Source organism: Micromonospora sp. M42, assembly GCF_000568915.1.
GTDB classification, from domain to species: domain Bacteria; phylum Actinomycetota; class Actinomycetes; order Mycobacteriales; family Micromonosporaceae; genus Micromonospora; species Micromonospora chalcea.
This window is the reverse complement of sequence record NZ_KK037233.1, coordinates 4,712,871-4,731,088: the sequence shown is the minus strand read 5'-3', so window position 1 is coordinate 4,731,088 and position 18,218 is coordinate 4,712,871. Positions and strand designations below refer to the sequence as shown.

General features: G+C 72.2%; 16 protein-coding genes and 1 pseudogene. 4 read left to right on the top strand and 13 right to left on the bottom strand.

The window, feature by feature from the left end:
- Positions 1-3: 3 nt before the first annotated feature.
- The 3 genes from MCBG_RS21765 to MCBG_RS21755 all read right to left on the bottom strand — a co-directional run bounded on the left by MCBG_RS21765 (position 4) and on the right by MCBG_RS21755 (position 1,946).
- A complete protein-coding gene (locus MCBG_RS21765; protein ID WP_043327918.1) occupies positions 4-768 on the bottom strand; it encodes a hypothetical protein in 765 nt (254 codons plus the stop codon).
- Positions 769-873: 105 nt separating this feature from the next.
- Positions 874-1,437, bottom strand: a complete 564-nt coding sequence (locus MCBG_RS21760; RefSeq protein WP_043327917.1) for a peptide deformylase — start codon at positions 1,435-1,437, stop codon at positions 874-876.
- Positions 1,434-1,946: a glycine cleavage system transcriptional repressor gene (locus MCBG_RS21755; RefSeq protein ID WP_013288949.1), complete on the bottom strand. Its 513-nt coding sequence runs from the start codon at positions 1,944-1,946 to the stop codon at positions 1,434-1,436. The genes MCBG_RS21760 and MCBG_RS21755 overlap by 4 nt, the downstream gene beginning before the upstream one ends.
- A gap of 96 nt (positions 1,947-2,042) precedes the next feature.
- On the opposite strand from MCBG_RS21755, the gene MCBG_RS21750 reads away from it, so the two are divergent.
- Positions 2,043-2,942: an HhH-GPD family protein gene (locus MCBG_RS21750; RefSeq protein ID WP_043330863.1), complete on the top strand. Its 900-nt coding sequence runs from the start codon at positions 2,043-2,045 to the stop codon at positions 2,940-2,942.
- 224 nt (positions 2,943-3,166) lie between these two features.
- On the opposite strand, the gene MCBG_RS21745 is transcribed toward MCBG_RS21750, so the two are convergent.
- The 3 genes from MCBG_RS21745 to lysS form a co-directional block, all read right to left on the bottom strand.
- Positions 3,167-5,704 carry an ATP-dependent Clp protease ATP-binding subunit gene (locus MCBG_RS21745; protein WP_043327916.1) on the bottom strand — a complete coding sequence of 846 codons (2,538 nt, stop codon included), beginning with the start codon at positions 5,702-5,704 and terminating at the stop codon, positions 3,167-3,169.
- Positions 5,705-6,200: 496 nt separating this feature from the next.
- Entirely contained in the window at positions 6,201-6,551 is a 351-nt protein-coding gene (locus MCBG_RS21740; RefSeq protein ID WP_166457523.1) for a histone-like nucleoid-structuring protein Lsr2, read from the bottom strand.
- Between the two features lie 122 nt (positions 6,552-6,673).
- Positions 6,674-8,182: a lysine--tRNA ligase gene (gene lysS, locus MCBG_RS21735; RefSeq protein WP_043327915.1), complete on the bottom strand. Its 1,509-nt coding sequence runs from the start codon at positions 8,180-8,182 to the stop codon at positions 6,674-6,676.
- A 93-nt stretch (positions 8,183-8,275) separates the two neighbouring features.
- Between lysS and MCBG_RS21730 the strand changes: the two genes are divergently transcribed.
- Positions 8,276-9,028, top strand: coding sequence for a class I SAM-dependent methyltransferase (locus MCBG_RS21730; protein WP_043327914.1), 753 nt, complete (start codon positions 8,276-8,278; stop codon positions 9,026-9,028).
- 52 nt (positions 9,029-9,080) lie between these two features.
- On the opposite strand, the gene MCBG_RS21725 is transcribed toward MCBG_RS21730, so the two are convergent.
- From MCBG_RS21725 to MCBG_RS21695, 7 genes and pseudogenes are all read right to left on the bottom strand, one after another.
- On the bottom strand, positions 9,081-9,839 hold the full coding sequence (locus MCBG_RS21725; protein WP_030504826.1) for a type III pantothenate kinase: 759 nt from the start codon (positions 9,837-9,839) through the stop codon (positions 9,081-9,083).
- Between the two features lie 9 nt (positions 9,840-9,848).
- Positions 9,849-10,745, bottom strand: a complete 897-nt coding sequence (gene nadC / locus MCBG_RS21720; protein WP_043327913.1) for a carboxylating nicotinate-nucleotide diphosphorylase — start codon at positions 10,743-10,745, stop codon at positions 9,849-9,851.
- Positions 10,742-12,433, bottom strand: a complete 1,692-nt coding sequence (locus tag MCBG_RS21715) for an L-aspartate oxidase (protein WP_043327912.1) — start codon at positions 12,431-12,433, stop codon at positions 10,742-10,744. The genes nadC and MCBG_RS21715 overlap by 4 nt, the downstream gene beginning before the upstream one ends.
- 61 nt (positions 12,434-12,494) lie before the next feature.
- Positions 12,495-13,388: a septum formation family protein gene (locus MCBG_RS21710; protein WP_043327911.1), complete on the bottom strand. Its 894-nt coding sequence runs from the start codon at positions 13,386-13,388 to the stop codon at positions 12,495-12,497.
- A gap of 170 nt (positions 13,389-13,558) precedes the next feature.
- Positions 13,559-13,987, bottom strand: coding sequence for an aspartate 1-decarboxylase (gene panD, locus MCBG_RS21705; protein WP_043327910.1), 429 nt, complete (start codon positions 13,985-13,987; stop codon positions 13,559-13,561).
- A gap of 29 nt (positions 13,988-14,016) precedes the next feature.
- On the bottom strand, positions 14,017-14,859 hold the full coding sequence (gene panC / locus MCBG_RS21700) for a pantoate--beta-alanine ligase (RefSeq protein WP_043327909.1): 843 nt from the start codon (positions 14,857-14,859) through the stop codon (positions 14,017-14,019).
- Positions 14,859-15,789 (bottom strand): annotated as a pseudogene (locus tag MCBG_RS21695) (Rossmann-like and DUF2520 domain-containing protein). The gene panC and the pseudogene MCBG_RS21695 overlap by 1 nt, the downstream one beginning before the upstream one ends.
- Before the next feature lie 192 nt (positions 15,790-15,981).
- Here MCBG_RS21695 and MCBG_RS21690 point away from each other — a divergent pair.
- Positions 15,982-17,049, top strand: a complete 1,068-nt coding sequence (locus tag MCBG_RS21690) for an SAM-dependent methyltransferase (protein WP_051611576.1) — start codon at positions 15,982-15,984, stop codon at positions 17,047-17,049.
- The gene (locus tag MCBG_RS21685; protein WP_181373820.1) at positions 17,046-18,215 is read left to right on the top strand and encodes an NADH-quinone oxidoreductase subunit D; all 1,170 of its coding nucleotides are present in this window, start codon (positions 17,046-17,048) and stop codon (positions 18,213-18,215) included. The genes MCBG_RS21690 and MCBG_RS21685 overlap by 4 nt, the downstream gene beginning before the upstream one ends.
- The last annotated feature ends 3 nt before the right edge of the window (positions 18,216-18,218 follow it).

Genomic DNA, 18,218 nt, shown 5'->3' with positions numbered 1-18,218 from the left:
CGCTCAGCCGGTGATGGTCAGCTTCACCGGCTCGCTGATCTTGGTGCCGACGCGGGCGAACACCTGGTACGCGCCGATCGCCGCGAACTCACCGTTCGCGAGCCCGTTGGCGCACCGGTTGTCCACCCGGCCGTTCCAGCCCAGCTCGTAGGAGCGCTCGAAGTTCGGCGTGAACGACTGCGGGTCCGAGCCCTTGCCGGTGCCGCACGTGTCCGAGGACCAGATCTTCTCCGCGCCCGCCTTGATGTACAGCTCCTGCAGATCGGCGCCCACGTCCCGGCTGCACGTCCGGTTCGACACGTTCTTGACCTTGAGGCGCAGCGTGACCACAGTGCCCCGCTGGGCGGTGGCCGGCACCGCGACCGGCGTCACCAGCAGCTCCGAGTCGGTGCAGTTGCCGTCGTCCGAGACCGGCTGCCCGTTCGCGCCGCCGTTACCGGTGCCGCCGCCGTTGTTCGCGCCGCCACCGGTGTTGCCGCCGCCGTCGCCCGTACCGCCGCCGGTGTTACCGCCGGTGCTGCCGCCGCCCGCGTCACCGGCCGTCGGTGACGGGCTGCCCGACTGCGGGGTCAGCACCGAGCCGGACGGGGCCGGCTCAGCCCCGGCGGAACCGGTCGGCGACGGGTCCGTGCCCGGCGCGCCGGTGTTGCGGTCCGTGCCGGTGCACGAGTAGAGCAGGACAATCAGGAAGAGCAGGCCCGCTCCGAGCACGACGGCACGACGCCGCCAGTACACGGCAGGGGGCAGGGGGCCGACCGTCAGACGCATGATGCGCCTACCGTAGCCGCGCGGCGCACGGCTCGCCGGTCCGACGCGCCGGGAACCCGCCGCCGTACGGCCGCCTCCGTCCACACCGGATAGCCGCCACCACCGTCAGAGGTAGACCTTGCGCTGGTAGATCGCGTGCGCGCCGGCCACCCGGTCGAGGAAGAGCAACCCGGCACAGTGGTCGATCTCGTGCTGGAGCGCGCGCGCCTCGAAACCGTCGGTCACCAGCCGGACCGGCTCCCCGGTGCCCGGCAGCACGCCCTCGACCACCAGCCGGCTGGCCCGCTTCACGTCGCCGGTCAGGTCCGGCACCGACATGCAGCCCTCCCGGCCGGCCTTCCACCGGCTCGCCTCCACCACCCGCGCGTTGCAGAGCACGAACGTGCCGTGCACGGTGACCGCCTTCGGGTGCCCGGTGACGTCCACCGCGAACACCTGCGCGCTCACCCCCACCTGCGGCGCCGCCAGACCCACACAGCCGGGCGAGACCCGCATCGTGGCCACCAGGTCGGCGGCGAGGCGTACCACCTCGGCAGACGTCGGGTCGACCTCCGGGCCGGGTTGGCTCAGCACCGGCTCCGGGGCGGTGACCACCGGACGTACCTCGCCGGGGACGCCGAGCTTCTCCGGGGTCCAGCCGCCCAGGCCCGCGTACTCCGGCCCGGTCACAGCAGATCCGTGTCCGCCGGGCGGAGGCTTACCCCGACACCCAGCTCCGCCGCGACGCGGGTGAGCCGGCCGGCCACCTCGTCGGAGACGCCCGGCGGCAGCTCGACCTCGGCGACCACCACGTAGAGCGAACCGGTCAACCGCGTGCTCAGGTCGGTCACGTTCCCGCCCGCGTCGGTGAGCACCCGGGTCATCGCCGCCACGATGCCCATCCGGTCGGCGCCGTGCACCGCCAGCACGTACGGCTCCCCGGTGGGCTCGCTGCCGCCGTCCGGCGTGACCGCGCGTACGGTGGCCAGCAGATGTCCGTCGGCGGCGAGCGGGGCCAGCGCGGCCTCGACGTCGGCAGCGGCCGGGCCCACGCAGATCAGGGTCATCGCGAAGTGTCCACGCAGCCGGGTCATAGTCGAGTCGGTGAGGTTCGCGCCGAGCCGGGCGAGGACCTCCGCGACGTCGGCCACGATGCCCGGCCGGTCCCGGCCGATGACGGTGATCGCGAGCTCGTTCATTCGGACATTCTGCCCCGTCGCCCATGATCGATCGCGCCCGGCCACCCGCCCCGCCCAACCTGCGGGAAAGACAGCCGTGACATGATCGGCGGCGCGATGTCCGAGCCCACATTCGCCACCCAGGTCAGCCGGTGGTACGAGCGCAACGCCCGCGACCTGCCCTGGCGCAAGCCGGGCATCGGCGCCTGGGCGATCCTGGTCAGCGAGGTCATGCTCCAGCAGACGCCGGTGGTCCGGGTGGTGCCCGCCTGGGAGGCGTGGCTGGCCCGCTGGCCGGATCCGCGCGCGCTCGCCGAGGACACCCCGGCCGAGGCGATCCGGATGTGGGGACGGCTCGGCTACCCCCGCCGGGCGGTACGCCTGCGCGAATGCGCGGTGGCCGTCGTGGAGCGGCACGGCGGCGTGGTACCCGACCGGCTCGATCATCTGCTGGCGCTGCCCGGCGTCGGCACGTACACGGCTCGCGCGGTCGCCGCTTTCGCGTACGGGCAGCGGCACCCCGTGGTGGACACGAATGTCCGGCGGGTTGTGTGCCGGGCGATCGCCGGTGAACCCGACGCCGGTCCGACGACCCGCCCGGCCGACCTGGTCGCCACCGAGGAACTGCTGCCGATCGAGCCGGCCGCCGCCGCGCTGGCGAGCGCCGCGTTCATGGAACTCGGGGCGGTCGTCTGCACCGCCCGCGCCCCGCGCTGCGCGATCTGCCCCGTCGAGTCGAGCTGCGCCTGGCGGGCGTCCGGCCAGGCGGCCCCCACGGGACCGACGCGCCGCCCGCAGCGCTACGCCGGCACCGACCGGCAGGTACGCGGGCTGCTGCTCGCCGTGCTGCGGGAGTCCACCGGGCCGGTGCCGCATCAGCGGCTGGACCAGGTCTGGCACGACGACGTGCAGCGGGCGCGAGCGCTGGCCGGCCTGGTCATGGACGGCCTGGTGGAACCGGTGGGCGAGGAGTCGTTCCGCCTGGCCGGCGACGGCCCCGCCGTCCCCCTCCCCTGACCGCCCCCACCCCACCCCTCCCACCCCGACCCCGCCTCCGCCCGCCCTCGGCTCGCCCCGTTGATCATGAAGTTAGCGGCGACAAATCGGGCGCCAAGTGCGGTCAACCTCATGATCGACCACGGCAGGGCTGGGGCGAGGAGGGCGTGGTGGGTGGGCACGGAAAGGCGACGGCCCCGGTGGCTTTCGCCTACCGGGGCCGTCGCCCTCGAACTGTGCGAACCTTACGCGGCGTCGTCCGCGCCGGTGGCGGCGGTGCCGCCGAGGTCCGCCGGGACCGCGTCCGGCACGGCGTCCGGCCGGTCCGCGCCCCGGAAGACGAGCTTGGACTTGTCGATGTCCTCCGGGTCGCCCTCGCAGTCCACGACCACGATCTGACCCGGTGTCAGCTCGTTGAACAGGATCCGTTCGGACAGGTTGTCTTCGATGTCGCGCTGGATCGTGCGGCGTAGTGGCCGTGCGCCGAGGACGGGGTCGAAGCCCTTCTTCGCGAGGTACTTCTTGGCGTTGTCGGTCAGTTCCAGGCCCATGTCCTTGTTGCGGAGCTGGGTTTCGATGCGCTGGATCATGATGTCGACGATCGAGAGGATCTCGGTCTCGCGCAGCTGGTGGAAGACGATGGTGTCGTCGATCCGGTTGAGGAACTCGGGCCGGAAGTGCTGCTTGAGTTCGTCGTTGACCTTCTGCTTCATCCGGTCGTAGTTCGACTCGGAGTCCTCCGACGCCTGGAAGCCGAGGGAGACGGCTTTGGCGACGTCGCGGGTGCCGAGGTTGGTGGTCAGGATGATGACCGTGTTCTTGAAGTCCACGATCCGGCCCTGACCGTCGGTGAGGCGCCCGTCCTCCAGGATCTGCAGGAGCGTGTTGAACACGTCCGGGTGGGCCTTCTCGATCTCGTCGAAGAGGACCACCGAGAACGGCCGGCGGCGTACCTTCTCGGTCAGCTGCCCGCCCTCGTCGTAGCCGACGTAGCCGGGAGGGGCACCGACGAGCCGGGACACCGTGTACCGGTCGTGGAACTCCGACATGTCCAGCTGGATGAGGGCGTCCTCGCTGCCGAACAGGAACTCCGCCAGGGCCTTGGACAGCTCGGTCTTACCGACGCCGGACGGGCCGGCGAAGATGAACGACCCGGACGGGCGCTTCGGGTCCTTCAACCCGGCCCGGGTACGCCGGATCGCCTTCGAGACCGCCTTGACCGCGTCCTCCTGGCCGATGACGCGCTTGTGCAGCTCGTCCTCCATGCGCAGCAGGCGCGAGGTTTCCTCCTCGGTCAGCTTGTAGACCGGGATACCGGTCCAGTTACCGAGGACCTCGGCGATCTGCTCGTCGTCGACCTCGCTGACGACGTCCAGGTCACCGGCCTTCCACTCCTTCTCCCGCTGCGCCTTCTGGCCCAGCAGCTGCTTCTCGGTGTCCCGCAGCTGCGCGGCCCGCTCGAAGTCCTGCGCGTCGATCGCGGACTCCTTGTCGCGGCGCACCTGGGCGATGCGCTCGTCGAAGTCCCGCAGGTCCGGCGGCGCGGTCATCCGACGGATCCGCATCCGAGCGCCCGCCTCGTCGATCAGGTCGATCGCCTTGTCCGGCAGGAACCGGTCGGAGATGTACCGGTCGGCCAGCGTCGCGGCGGCGACCAGGGCGGCGTCGGTGATGGACACGCGGTGGTGCGCCTCGTAGCGGTCCCGCAGGCCCTTGAGGATCTCGATGGTGTGGGCCAGCGACGGCTCACCCACCTGGATCGGCTGGAAACGACGCTCCAGAGCGGCGTCCTTCTCCAGGTGCTTGCGGTACTCATCCAGCGTGGTGGCGCCGATGGTCTGCAGCTCACCCCGGGCCAGCATCGGCTTCAAAATGCTGGCGGCGTCGATCGCGCCCTCGGCCGCGCCCGCACCGACGAGCGTGTGGATCTCGTCGATGAACAGGATGATGTCACCGCGGGTGCGGATCTCCTTGAGCACCTTCTTCAGCCGCTCCTCGAAGTCACCGCGGTAGCGGGAACCGGCCACCAGGGCACCGAGGTCGAGCGTGTAGAGCTGCTTGTCCTTCAGCGTCTCCGGCACCTCACCCTTGATGATCTTCTGCGACAGCCCCTCCACCACGGCGGTCTTACCGACGCCGGGCTCACCGATCAGCACCGGGTTGTTCTTCGTACGGCGGGACAGCACCTGCATGACCCGCTCGATCTCCTTCTCCCGCCCGATCACCGGGTCGAGCTTGCCCTCCCGGGCAGCCTGGGTCAGGTTCCGGCCGAACTGATCCAACACCAGACTGGTCGACGGCGCGGCCTCACCCGGCGCCGCACCCGCAGCGGCCGGCTCCTTACCCTGATACCCCGACAGCAGCTGGATCACCTGCTGACGCACCCGGTTCAGGTCCGCGCCCAGCTTCACCAGGACCTGCGCGGCGACGCCCTCACCCTCACGGATCAGGCCCAACAGGATGTGCTCGGTGCCGATGTAGTTGTGGCCCAGCTGCAACGCCTCACGCAGCGACAGCTCCAACACCTTCTTCGCCCGCGGCGTGAACGGGATGTGCCCGCTCGGCGCCTGCTGGCCCTGGCCGATGATCTCCTCGACCTGCTGACGCACACCCTCCAGGGAGATGCCGAGGCTCTCCAGGGCCTTTGCCGCGACACCCTCACCCTCATGGATCAGGCCCAACAGGATGTGCTCCGTACCGATGTAGTTGTGGTTGAGCATCCGGGCCTCTTCCTGGGCCAGGACGACAACCCGTCGCGCTCGGTCGGTGAACCGCTCGAACATGCCCTCGTGCTCCTCACGTGCCGTGCGCCTTGATGGTCAGATCTCGGCGGGGCCGGTGCGCGGACGTCCGGGACGGGCGTCCGTGCCTCCTTACTCTATCGCCGCGGACCGTCTCCGCTGAGGTCGTGTGGCCCCGCGAATGCTCGTTCCGACGTCGTTTCAGACAACCGTCCACGCTCAGGAGGTGTTCCGGGACCCCTGCCTGTACGCGCAGAGCGAAATTCGACCGGCGGCAGAGGGCCGGCCGAGCAGACCTGGGCGGCGTCACACACCCGCCGCGGTTGTCCACAACCTGTGGACGGAATCTCCACCGCCTGTGGACAACTTCCCCGGGTGGAGATTTCTTCCCACCCCACTCCGCCTCGCCGCCAGGCGGATCGGACATCCGCAACTCGGCGGGACGCCGGCCGCGACCGTGACAACGGGGCGGAAACGGCGACGCCGGGCCGGAGTCGCACTCCGGTCCGGCGTCGCGTCGCCCGTGACGAAGGTGGGGTCAGTGCCCCGCCTTCGCGTGGTACTCGTCCACGATCTCCTGCGGGATCCGGCCCCGGTCGGAGATGTCCTTGCCGGCCTTCTTGGCCCACTCGCGGATGGCCCGGTTCTGCTCGCGGTCGGCGGTCGCGCCGCCCCGGCCCCGAGCGGCCCGGCCACCCACGACCACACCCCCGCGACCGACCTTCGTTCCGTTCGCGATGTACGGCGCGAATACGTCACGCAATTTCTCCGCGTTGGATGCGGAGAGGTCGATCTCGTACTGCACGCCGTCGAGCGCGAACTTGACGGTCTCGTCAGCGTCCCCGCCGTCCAGGTCATCGACCAGCTTGTGAATGATCTGCTTGGCCACGTCCCACATTCCTTTCGAGCAGGGTGCTGCTCCTGCAATACTCGCAAGAGCACAATAACCCGTCCGGCGCTTGTTCCGTCAATAGGACGGGGTAACGAGCCGGAGAAGCTTTGCGGGAGCGCCTACTCCGGCCGGACCAACGGGAACAGGATCGTTTCCCGAATTCCCAGCCCGGTCAGCGCCATCAGCAGGCGGTCGATTCCCATTCCCATGCCACCGGACGGCGGCATTCCATACTCCATCGCTCGGAGAAAATCCTCGTCCAGCCGCATCGCCTCGTCGTCGCCGCGCGCCGCGAGCTGCGCCTGGGCGACCAGCCGATCCCGCTGCACGACCGGGTCGACCAGCTCCGAGTACGCGGTACCCAGCTCGAATCCCAGCACGTACAGGTCCCACTTCTCGGCCAGGCCCGGCTCACTGCGGTGGGCCCGGGTCAGCGGGCTGGTCTCCTCCGGGTAGTCGCGGACGAACGTGGGCGCCTGAAGCGACGGCACCACGAGTTCCTCGAACAACTCCTCGGCCAGCTTGCCCGGTCCCCACTTCGGGTCTACGGAGAGACCGACCTTGTCCGCGTACTCGACCAGCCGTGCCCTTTCGGTGCGGACGGTGACCTCCTCACCGAGCGCTTCGGAAAGGACACCGAACAGTGTCACCGAGCGCCACTCGCCGCCCAGATCGAACTCACGCCCGTCGGCGTGGGTCACCACGGTCGATCCGGCGACCGCGATCGCGGCCTGCTGTACGAGATTTCGGGTCAGCTCGGCCATCGTGTCGTAGTCGCCGTACGCCTGGTACGCCTCCAGCATCGCGAACTCCGGCGAGTGCGAAGAGTCGATGCCCTCATTACGGAAGTTACGGTTGATCTCGAAGACGCGGTCGACGCCACCGACCACCGCGCGCTTGAGAAACAGTTCCGGCGCGATTCGCAGATACAGATCCGTGTCGAGCGCATTGCTGTGGGTCACGAATGGGCGGGCCGCCGCGCCACCGTGCAGCAGTTGCAGCATCGGGGTCTCGACCTCGATGAAGTCCTGCCCGTGCAGCGTGTCCCGCAGGCTGCGGACGGCGGTGGCCCGGGTGCGGACCATCTGCCGGGCCTGCGGGCGGACCACCAGGTCCACGTAGCGCTGGCGGACCCGGGACTCCTCGCTCAGCGGCTTGTGCGCCACCGGCAGCGGGCGCAGCGCCTTGGCGGTGACCGCCCATTCCTCGGCCAGCACGGACAGCTCGCCGCGCCGGCTGGTGATCACCTCGCCGGTCACGCCGACGTGGTCGCCGAGGTCGACGAGGCGCTTCCAGTCCGCCAGCCGCTCCGGCCCGACCCGGTCCAGCGAGAGCATCGCCTGGAGTTCGGTGCCGTCACCGTCGCGAAGCGTCGCGAAGCAGAGCTTGCCGGTGTTGCGAATGAAGATCACCCGGCCGGTGACCGAGGCGCGGTCGCCGGTGGCGGTGTCGGTGGGCAGGTCGGCGTAGCGCTCGCGCAGCTGCGCGAGCGTGGTGGTGCGCGGGAAGCCCACCGGGTACGGCTCGGTGCCCTCGGCGAGCATCCGGTCCCGCTTCTCCCGGCGGACCTTCATCTGCTCGGGAAGGTCGTCGGCGGGGTCTGCTGGCAGGGCGTTCTGCTCGGTCACGGCACGCTTCCTCAGGCCTTGGGAACATCGGCGGGGTCAGCACATGAGCGTACTCAAGCGGCCTGGCGGCCGTTACGGGATAACCTGCCCGTCATGACCGACCCCACTGCGGCGCTCTCGTTCGGCGCCGCCGCGGCCGAGTACGACCGGTTCCGTCCCCGTTATCCCCGGGCCGCGTTGCGCTGGGCACTGGACGGGCTGCACGACGCCCGGGTGGTCGACCTCGGCGCGGGCACCGGCATCCTCACCCGGGGACTGCTGGCGCTCACCGCGGACGGGACGGTGGCTCAGGTCGTACCCGTGGAACCGGATCCGGGGATGCGGGCGCAACTGGCCGCCGCCACGCCGGGCACGACGGCGCTCGCGGGCAGCGCCGAGGCCGTGCCGCTGCCGGACGGGTCGGTGGACGCGGTGCTGGTCGGGCAGGCCTACCACTGGTTCGACAGGGAGCGGGCGCACGCCGAGGCCGCGCGCGTCCTGCGCCCGAGCGGCACGTTCGCGCCGGTCTGGAACATCCGGGACGAGCGGGTCGGGTGGGTGGCGGAGCTGACCCGGATCGCGCACCTCGGGGACAACGCGGGCGACGTGACGCAGCGGTACGCGGACTTCGGCGCCGCCTTCACCGCTGTCGAGATCGGCGAGTTCGCCCACGCGACCACGCTCACGCCGGACGAGGTGGTGAGCATGCTGCACACCCGCTCGTTCTGGCTGACCGCCGACGCGGACGAGCGGCGACGGGTGGACGCGGAGCTGGCGGAGCTGTTCGCCACCCACCCCGACCTGGCCGGCCGGGAGACGGTCGAGCTGCCCTACCGCACGATGGTGCTCCGGGCCCGGCGGCGTTAAAAAGGGGCCCCTCCTCTACCGGAGGCGTTAACAGGGGGCCCTTCCTTGCACCTCAGGTGTTGCGGTCGTAGACCATCCGCAGGCCGATCAGCGTGATCATCGGCTCGTGGTGGGTGATGGTGTGGCACTCGCCGAGCACCAGCGACGCCAGGCCGCCGGTGGCGATGACCGCCTTGACCCCGCCCAGCTCCTCGGACATCCGCTCGACGATGCGGTCCACCTGACCGGCGAAGCCGAAGTAGAGCCCGGCCTGGAGACACTCGACGGTGTTCTTGCCGATCACCGAGCGCGGGCGGGTCGCCTCCACCTTGCGCAACTGCGCCGCGCGGGCGGCCAGCGCGTCGAAGGAGATCTCGATGCCCGGCGCGAACGCCCCGCCGAGGAACTCCCCCCGGCTGCTGATCACGTCGAAGTTGGTGGTGGTGCCGAAGTCCACCACGATCGACGGCCCGCCGTAGAGCGTGTACGCGGCAAGCGTGTTCACCACGCGGTCCGCGCCCACCTCCTTCGGGTTGTCGATGGCGAGCTGGACGCCGGTGCGGACGCCGGGCTCGACGATCACGCTGGGCAGGTCGGCGTAGTACCTGTCGAGCATGGTGCGCAACGAGCGCAGCGCGGCCGGCACTGTCGAGCAGGCGGCCACCCCGGTGATCTCCACAGCGTCACCGGCGAGCAGCCCGCGGAACATCAGCCCCAGTTCGTCCGCGGTGGAGCGGGCGTCGGTCTTGATGCGCCACGAGTGCACCAGCTTGTCGCCGTCGAAGGTCGCCAGCACGGTGTTCGTGTTTCCGATGTCGATGCAGAGCAGCACAGCGGCAGCCTAGACGTCGCGCAGGTCGAGGGCGATGTCCAGGATCGGCGAGGAGTGGGTGAGCGCGCCGACGGAGAGGAAGTCGACGCCGGTCGCGCCGTACTCGGCGGCCATCGGCAGCGTCAGCCCGCCGGTGGCCTCCAGCTCCGCCCGGTCGCCCACCGACGCCACCACCTCGCGCAGCTGTGCCGGGGTCATGTTGTCCAGCAGCAGGAACTTCGCGCCCGCCTCCACCGCCTCCACCGCCTCGGCCGGCGTGTCCACCTCGACCTGCACCGGGACGTCGGGGAACGCCTCCCGGACCCGGCGGAACGCGGCGCTGATCCCGCCCGCGGCGACCTTGTGGTTGTCCTTGATCATGGCGACGTCGTACAGGCCCATCCGCTTGTTGGTGCCGCCACCGGCCCGGACCGCGTACTTCTCCAGCGCCCGCAGACCCGGCGTGGTCTTGCGGGTGTCCAGCACCGTCGCCTTCGTACCGGCCAGCTCGTCGGCCCAGGCCCGGGTGTGCGTCGCCACGCCGGACATGCGGGACAGCAGGTTCAGCGCCGTCCGCTCGGCGGTCAGCAGCAGCCGGGTCGGGCCGGTCACAGTGGCCAGCACGTCGCCGCGCGCCACCCGCTGCCCGTCGTGGGCCACCAGCTCGACCTCGACCGTACGCCCGGCGCCGGTCACGTCGGCGACCAGCTCGAACACGGCGGCGGCCACCGGCAGCCCGGCCACCACGCCGTCGGCGCGCGCCACCAGATCGGCCGTGTCCTGCTGCTCGTCGGGGATGGTGGCCACGCTCGTGACGTCGAGGAAGTCGGGTCCGAGGTCCTCGTGCAGCGTGTCCAGGATGATCCGCCGGACCCGCTCCGGGTCCAGGCCACCGTCGCGCAGCGCCTGCTCCGTCGACTCCCTCATGAGTGCTTCTCCTCCCAGCGCTCGGCCACCCGGCCGTCCGTACCCACCTCGGCCACCAGGTGGCCCAGCCACCGCTCGTCGGCCGTCGGGAAGTCCTCCCGCCAGTGACAGCCCCGCGTCTCCTGCCGGGCGTACGCGGCCGCGACCAGCGTCGACGCCACGGTGAGCAGGTTCGTCGCCTCCCAGTCGGCGGTACGCGGCACGCCCCGCCCCGCGCCCAGCCCGGTGAGCGCGGCGGCGGTGGCCTCCAGCGTCCGCGCCGACCGGAGCACTCCCGCGCCCCGCGTCATCGCCCGTTGCAGTTCCGCCGTGCCGGACGCCGGCACCAGCGCGCCCGGGCCGCCGATCCAGGCGCCGGTCTCCGCCGGGCGGGCCTGCTCGGGCAGCCCGGCGGCGATGTCCTCGGCGATCCGGCGGGAGAAGACCAGCCCTTCCAGCAGCGAGTTGCTGGCCAGCCGGTTCGCGCCGTGCACGCCGGTGCAGGCGACCTCGCCGCAGGCGTACAGGCCGGGGATTGAGGTACGGCCGCGCAGGTCGGTCCGGACGCCGCCGGAGGCGTAGTGGGCGGCCGGCGCGACCGGGATCAGGTCGGTCGCCGGGTCCACGCCGATGGCCAGGCAGGACGCGACGATGGTGGGGAACCGCCGGGCCAGGAAGTCACCGCCGAGGTGCCGGGCGTCCAGGAACACGTGGTCCGCGCCGGACGCGAGCAGCACCCGGTGGATGCCCTTGGCGACCACGTCCCGGGGCGCCAGCTCGGCCAGTTCGTGCTGGCCCACCATGAACCGCTTGCCGTCGCCGTCGACCAGGTGCGCGCCCTCGCCGCGCAGCGCCTCGGAGACCAGCGGCTGCTGGGCCAGCCCCGCGCCCGGCCCGCCGGGCGGCACGATCAGCGCGGTCGGGTGGAACTGCACGAACTCCACGTCGGTGACGGCCGCGCCGGCGCGCAGCGCCAGTGCCACCCCGTCGCCGGTGGAGACCGCCGGGTTGGTGGTGGCGGCGAAGATCTGCCCCATCCCGCCGGTGGCCAGCACGACCGCGCGGCCGAGGATCGCGCCGACGCCGTCCTCGCTGCCCTCGCCGAGCACGTGCAGCGTGATGCCGCAGGCCGGGCCGAGCCCGCCCGGCCCGTCGCCGGGGGCGCGCAGCAGGTCCAGCACCAGCGCGTGCTCGACCAGCCGGATCCACGGGTCGCGGCGTACCGCGTCGTGCAGCGCCCGCTGCACCTCCGCGCCGGTGGCGTCACCGCCGGCGTGCACGATCCGGTCGGCGCGGTGGCCGCCCTCCCGGGTCAGCATCAGCGACCCGTCCGCGTTGCGGTCGAACTCCGCCCCGATCCGCATCAGCTCGCGCAGCCGGGTCGGGCCCTCGGCCACGAGCGCGCGGACCGCCGCCGGGTCGCAGAGGCCGACGCCGGCCACCTCGGTGTCGTACGCGTGCGCGTCCGGCGTGTCCGCCGGGTCCAGTACGGCGGCGATGCCGCCCTGCGCCCAGCGCGTCGAACCCTCGTCCATGTCGACCTTGGTGACCACAGTGACGTGCAGACCCGCCTCGCGCAGGTGCAGCGCGGCGGTCAGCCCGGCCACGCCGGAGCCGACCACGATCACGTCTGTCGTCTCCACCCACCCGGGGGCGGGCGCGGCGAGCAGCCGGGGCAGCGTCGGCAGGTCGACGGTGGGTAGGTCCATGAGCACAGTCAACCCGAAGCGAACTCGGCTCGGGCGCGGGGGGCGTGACGAGTGCCCTCGGCTACCTCGTCCGGCGCGGCAGGGCAGCCGGTCCGGCGCCCTTGAGCGAGGTGGTCACCGTACGGTCGCTGAGCCACAGGTAGCAGCGCACGCCCCGGTCGCCGACCGCCCAGCGACCGGCGGCGGGCGGGCGGACCACCACGTCGCTGCGGTAGCGCAGGAACGCGTCGGCGGGCACCCCGGTGTAGCGGGCGATCACGGCGAAGCAGCCGTCGTAGAGGGGAACCCAGTCCTCCGGCTTCTTCGGGTACGGGCGGTCCGGCGCGGCCCACACGCCGACGAACTCGGCGTCGTGCGCGACAGCGCAGTCGACCGGGGTGAGCCGCTGCACCCGGCCCGCCTCCCGGGTGGTGCGCTGGCAGCCCAGCCGCAGCGGGGAGGGCGGCTTGAGCGCGTCGCGCAGGCTGCCGGTACGGGTGACCACGGTGGCCGCCGCCTCGACCGTGGTCAGCTCGGTCAGGTCGCACCGGTACCAGCGGGAGCCGGCCGTCCAGCCGAGGGCGGTCGGCACCGCCACCGCCAGCCGGAGGCGTCCGGCGCGCCAGTCGTCACCCACGTACCCGCTGGCCCGTTTGTCGCAGTCGGCGAACGCGGTACGCATCTCCGGTGAGGCGAGCGCCGGCGGGGCGGGCCGGTCGGCGGTGAACGCCCCGACGTGCACGGTCTCCACCCGGTGCGGCAGTTCGCAGCCGACCGGCGCGTACGCGGACAGGCCGACGCTCGGGATGAAGTCGGCGACCTGGCAGACCTCTGCGGCCGGGGTGAACGGCCCGGGTGCGGCCATCGCAGGCCAGTCGTCGGCGAGGTCGCCGTCCAGGCCGCCGGTGCCGGCGCAGCCGGTCAGAGCGGCGCTCGCGACCATCGCGGCGACCAGGAAGCTCATCGCACGGCGCATCGCGGCCTCCCCCAGCCGACGACCGTCGATCCCCGACGGTCCGCCCAGGGTAGCCGAAAATGACCTTCCGGTGACAGACCGCGTTCCCCGCTCTTCCGCCCCGTCGATCTTGCACTAACCGCCTCGACAAACCGCCCAAAAGGGGTGGCGGAGGGGCCGCGACTGCAAGATCAACGGGGAGAGGCGGCGAGGGGGTTGGGGACGGGGGCGCCTGCGGTGCCGGGGGCGGCCGTGGCCGGGTCGGCGGTCAGGTCCACGACCCTGTTGTCGGCGTCGACGTGGACCACCTTCGGGTGGTACGTGCGGGCCTCGGCGTCGTCCATCTGCCCGTACGAGATGAGGATGACCAGGTCACCGGGGTGCACCAGGTGCGCGGCGGCGCCGTTGATGCCGATCACGCCGCTGCCCCGCCGCCCCGGGATCACGTACGTCTCCAGCCGCGCGCCGTTCGTGATGTCCACGATCGCCACCTGCTCGCCGGGGAGCAGGTCCGCCGCGTCGAGCAGATCCTCGTCCACAGTCACCGAGCCGACGTAGTGCAGGTCGGCCTGGGTCACGGTGGCGCGATGGATCTTCGACTTGAGCATGGTCCGGAACATCGGGGTGCCTTTCCGCATTCGTGGTGGGGTCAGGGACGCGGCGCGAGGTGGATCGCCGTGTTGTCGATCAGGCGGGTGGCGCCGACCCAGGCCGCGATCAGCAGCCGGGCCGGGCCGGTGACCGGGCCGGGCTCCAGCTCGGTGTCGGTGAGCACCAGGTAGTCGAGGCGGGCGGCCGGGTTGTCGAAGGCCCGGTGGGCGGCCGCGAGCACCGCGCCCGCGTCCTCGCCCCGCTCGGCCGCCGCCGCCCCGGCCCGCAGCGCTACGGACAGGCTCAGCGCCGCCTCCCGCTCCGCCGCCGACAGGTAACGGTTGCGGCTGGACAGGGCCAGGCCGTCCGGCTCGCGTACGGTCGGCACGCCGACGATCTCGGTCGGCACGTCGAGGTCGCGGACCATCCGGCGCACCAGGGTGAGCTGCTGGTAGTCCTTCTCGCCGAAGAAGGCCAGGTCGGGCTGCGTGAGCTGGAGCAGCTTCATGACCACCGTGAGCACGCCGTGGAAGAAGCCGGGACGGCTCAGACCCTCCAGGTCCTCGCCGAGCGGCCCCGGGTTCAGCCGTACCGTCGGCTGCCCCTCCGGGTACATCTCGGCCACCGGCGGCGCGAACACCGCGTCCACCCCCACCCGGCGGCAGATCTCCAGGTCCGTGTCGAGCGTGCGCGGGTAGCGGTCGAAGTCCTCGTTCGGGCCGAACTGCAGCGGGTTCACGAAGATCGTCACGATGACGTGGTCGGCCCGCTCGCGGGCGGCCCGCAGCAGCATCTCGTGCCCGGCGTGCAGCGCGCCCATGGTCATCACCACGCCGACCGTGCCGGTCATCGCCTCGCGGGCGGCCGCCAGCTCCTTGCGCGTGTGCAGCACCTCGGCCATCAGGCCGCCACCTCGATTCCGTCCAGCACGTCCCGGAGGGCGGCCGCGTCCGCCGGGCGCAGGCGGCCGACCGCGACGGCGCGGTCCGCCGTCCGTCGTGCCAACGCCAGATACGCGGGTACGGATTCCGGCGCGGTCCGCGCCAGCCGGTCCAGATGCCGGCGTACGGTGCCCGCGTCGCCCCGCGACACCGGGCCGGTCAGCGCGTCGTCGCCCAACCGCAGCGCGTTCTCCAGCGCGGCCCGCAGCAGCGGGGCGAGCACTTTCTCCGGCCGCTCCACGCCGGCGTCACGCAGCCGGTCCGACGCCTCGTTGACCAGCGTCACCAGGTGGTTCGCGCCGTGCGCGAGCGCCGCGTGGTAGAGCGGCCGGTCGGTCTCGCCGACCCACTCCGGCACACCGCCCAGGTCGGCCACCAGCCGGGGCCGCGAACGCGCGCAGCTCGGCCGGGGCGGTCACGCCGTACGAGATGCCGGGCAGGCGGGACAAGGTCGTCCGGCGTACCGGTGAAGGTCATCGCCGGGTGCAGCGCGAGCGGCCGGGCGCCGGCCTCGGCGGCCGGGGCCAGCACGGCCAGCCCGTGCGCGCCGGACGTGTGCGCCACCACCTGGCCGGGGCGCAGCGCGCCGCTCGCGGCCAGGTCGGCGATCACGCCCGCGAGCGCGTCGTCGGGGACGGCGACGATCAGCAGGTGGGTGGCGGCACGCGCCGCCTCGGACGCGGAGCGGTGCGGGGTCTCGGGCAGCACAGCGCCAGCCGGGCCCCTGTCGCGCCCGAGGCGCCGGACGCGGCGACCACGCGGTGGCCGGCGGCGGCGAGAGCCGCGCCCAGCGTGGCGCCGACCCGGCCGGCGCCGAGCACGCCGACGGCGAGGGTACGCGGGAAGACGAGCGGGGCAGCGGTGGCCCGGTGGCGCAGCGGTGCGCTCATGGCGGCGATCCAGTCCTCGAAGGGGGTACCGGTCGATGGCAAGTATGCGCCCGGGTGACAGACCGGAAACAAGAAGGTGTGAAAACCTTCACCGGCCGCCCGAAGAGGCCGCTGCGGTGGCGGGCAAACCGCACTTTCGGGTACGTCCCGTAGGGTCGGCGGGTGACCACCCCGCTGCGCTGGCGCGACGCGATGGAGCAGGCGTTGTACGGGCCGGACGGGTTCTTCGTCTCCGGCGCCGGCCCAGCCGCGCACTTCCGCACGAGCGTGCACGCCTCACCCGTCTTCGCCGCCTGCCTGCTGCGGCAACTCGAAGCGGTGGACGCGGCGCTGGGCCACCCGGACCGGCTGGACGTGGTGGACGTGGGCGCGGGCCGGGGCGAACTGCTCCGGGCCCTGCTGGCCCGGGCCGCACCCGAGCTGTCCGCCCGGATCCACCCGGTGGCAGTGGAACGAGCCACCCGCCCGCCGGACCTGCCTCCGGAGATCGACTGGCGAACCGACATCCCCGACGGCATCACCGGCCTGCTCCTGGCCACCGAATGGCTGGACAACGTCCCGGTGGACGTGGCGGTCCACACCCAGGCAGGCTGGCGCCTCCTCCTGGTGAACCCGAGAACCGGCGAGGAGACGCTGGGCCCGCCCCCGTCCCCCACCGAAACCACCTGGCTGACCCACTGGTGGCCCCCGGCCCTCCCGCGCAACGCCCCGTTGATCAAGGAGTTTGCGGACGTGGAGAGCTCGGATCAGGACACAAACTCCTTGATCAACGCCGTTGGTGGGGGCGGCAGCAGCGGTGGGCGGGCGGAGATCGGGGTGGGGCGGGATCTGGCCTGGGCGGGGGCCGTCGGGAAGGTGGCGCGGGGGCTGGCGCTTGCGGTGGACTACGGGCATCTGCGGGACTCGCGTCCCCTGGACGGGACGTTGACCGGGTATCGGGGTGGGCGGCAGGTGCCGCCGGTTCCGGACGGGTCGTGCGACGTGACGGCGCACGTCGCCATGGACTCGGTCGCCTCCGCCGGTGAGCGGGTCGCGCGGTGCGCGTACTCAGTGGTCTCTCAGCGGGAGGCGCTGCGGGCGCTCGGGGCCGACGGCGGGCGACCGCCGCTGAGCCTGGCCTCCCGCGACCCGGCCGGCTACCTGCGGGCGCTCGCCGCGGCGTCGGCGGCGGCCGAGCTGACCGACCCGGCCGGGCTCGGCGGGCACCTGTGGCTGCGGCAGCCGGTCGGCGTCACGCTCGACGCGGTCGTGGCACGATGACGGGCATGACCACGGACGCCGCCGACCTCCGCGAGCTCACAGTCGGCACCGGCGCGGGCGGTGAGCAGCTCGGCACCGACATGGTGCTCAACATCGGGCCGCAGCACCCCTCGACGCACGGCGTGCTGCGGCTGAAGCTGGTGCTCGACGGCGAGCGGGTGGTCGCCGCCGAACCGATCGTCGGCTACATGCACCGGGGAGCGGAGAAGCTCTTCGAGGTACGCGACTACCGGCAGATCATCGTGCTGGCGAACCGGCACGACTGGCTGTCGGCGTTCTCCAACGAGCTGGGCGTGGTGCTCGCGGTCGAGCGGCTGATGGGCATGGAGGTGCCGGAACGCGCCACCTGGCTGCGGATGGCGCTGGCCGAGCTGAACCGGGTGCTCAACCACCTGATGTTCCTCGGCTCGTACCCGCTGGAGATCGGCGCGATCACGCCGATGTTCTACGCGTTCCGGGAACGGGAGACCATCCAGGCGGTGATGGAGGAGGTCTCCGGCGGCCGGATCCACTACATGTTCAACCGGGTCGGCGGCCTGAAGGAGGAGGTGCCGTCCGGCTGGACCGGGCGCGCCCGCGCCGCCGTCGCCGAGGTACGCCGCCGGATGCCCGACCTGGACAACCTGATCCGGCGCAACGACATCTTCCTGGCCCGTACCGTCGGGGTCGGCGTGCTCTCCGCCGCCGACGCCGCCGCGTTCGGCGCGTCCGGGCCGGTCGCCCGCGCCTCCGGGCTCGACCTCGACCTGCGTCGCGACGAGCCGTACCTGGCCTACGACCAGCTCGACGTGCCCGTGGTGACGAAGACCGCCGGGGACTGTCACGCCCGCTTCGAGGTGCTGCTCGACCAGGTGTACGTCTCGCTCGACCTCGCCGAGCAGTGCCTGGACCGGGTGGACCGGATCAGCGGGCCGGTGAACACGCGGCTGCCGAAGGTGCTGAAGGCGCCGGAGGGGCACACGTACGCCTGGACCGAGAACCCGCTCGGCATCAACGGCTACTACCTGGTGTCCCGGGGCGAGAAGACGCCGTGGCGGATGAAGCTGCGCACCGCCTCGTACGCGAACGTGCAGGCGCTGTCGTCGCTGCTGCCCGGTTGCCTGGTGCCCGACCTGATCGCCATCCTCGGCTCGATGTTCTTCGTGGTCGGCGACATCGACAAGTGACGG

What these genes read in the sequence shown, in the direction of transcription:
- MCBG_RS21730 (WP_043327914.1), top strand. Translation starts at nt 8,276, where the DNA reads ATGACCGACCCCACTGCGGCGCTCTCGTTCGGCGCCGCCGCGGCCGAG.
- panD (WP_043327910.1), bottom strand. Translation starts at nt 13,987, where the DNA reads ATGTTCCGGACCATGCTCAAGTCGAAGATCCATCGCGCCACCGTGACC.
- MCBG_RS21750 (WP_043330863.1), top strand. Translation starts at nt 2,043, where the DNA reads ATGTCCGAGCCCACATTCGCCACCCAGGTCAGCCGGTGGTACGAGCGC.
- nadC (WP_043327913.1), bottom strand. Translation starts at nt 10,745, where the DNA reads ATGAGGGAGTCGACGGAGCAGGCGCTGCGCGACGGTGGCCTGGACCCG.
- MCBG_RS21765 (WP_043327918.1), bottom strand. Translation starts at nt 768, where the DNA reads ATGCGTCTGACGGTCGGCCCCCTGCCCCCTGCCGTGTACTGGCGGCGT.
- MCBG_RS21715 (WP_043327912.1), bottom strand. Translation starts at nt 12,433, where the DNA reads ATGGACCTACCCACCGTCGACCTGCCGACGCTGCCCCGGCTGCTCGCC.
- MCBG_RS21710 (WP_043327911.1), bottom strand. Translation starts at nt 13,388, where the DNA reads ATGCGCCGTGCGATGAGCTTCCTGGTCGCCGCGATGGTCGCGAGCGCC.
- MCBG_RS21685 (WP_181373820.1), top strand. Translation starts at nt 17,046, where the DNA reads ATGACGGGCATGACCACGGACGCCGCCGACCTCCGCGAGCTCACAGTC.
- panC (WP_043327909.1), bottom strand. Translation starts at nt 14,859, where the DNA reads ATGGCCGAGGTGCTGCACACGCGCAAGGAGCTGGCGGCCGCCCGCGAG.
- MCBG_RS21690 (WP_051611576.1), top strand. Translation starts at nt 15,982, where the DNA reads ATGGAGCAGGCGTTGTACGGGCCGGACGGGTTCTTCGTCTCCGGCGCC.
- MCBG_RS21745 (WP_043327916.1), bottom strand. Translation starts at nt 5,704, where the DNA reads ATGTTCGAGCGGTTCACCGACCGAGCGCGACGGGTTGTCGTCCTGGCC.
- MCBG_RS21755 (WP_013288949.1), bottom strand. Translation starts at nt 1,946, where the DNA reads ATGAACGAGCTCGCGATCACCGTCATCGGCCGGGACCGGCCGGGCATC.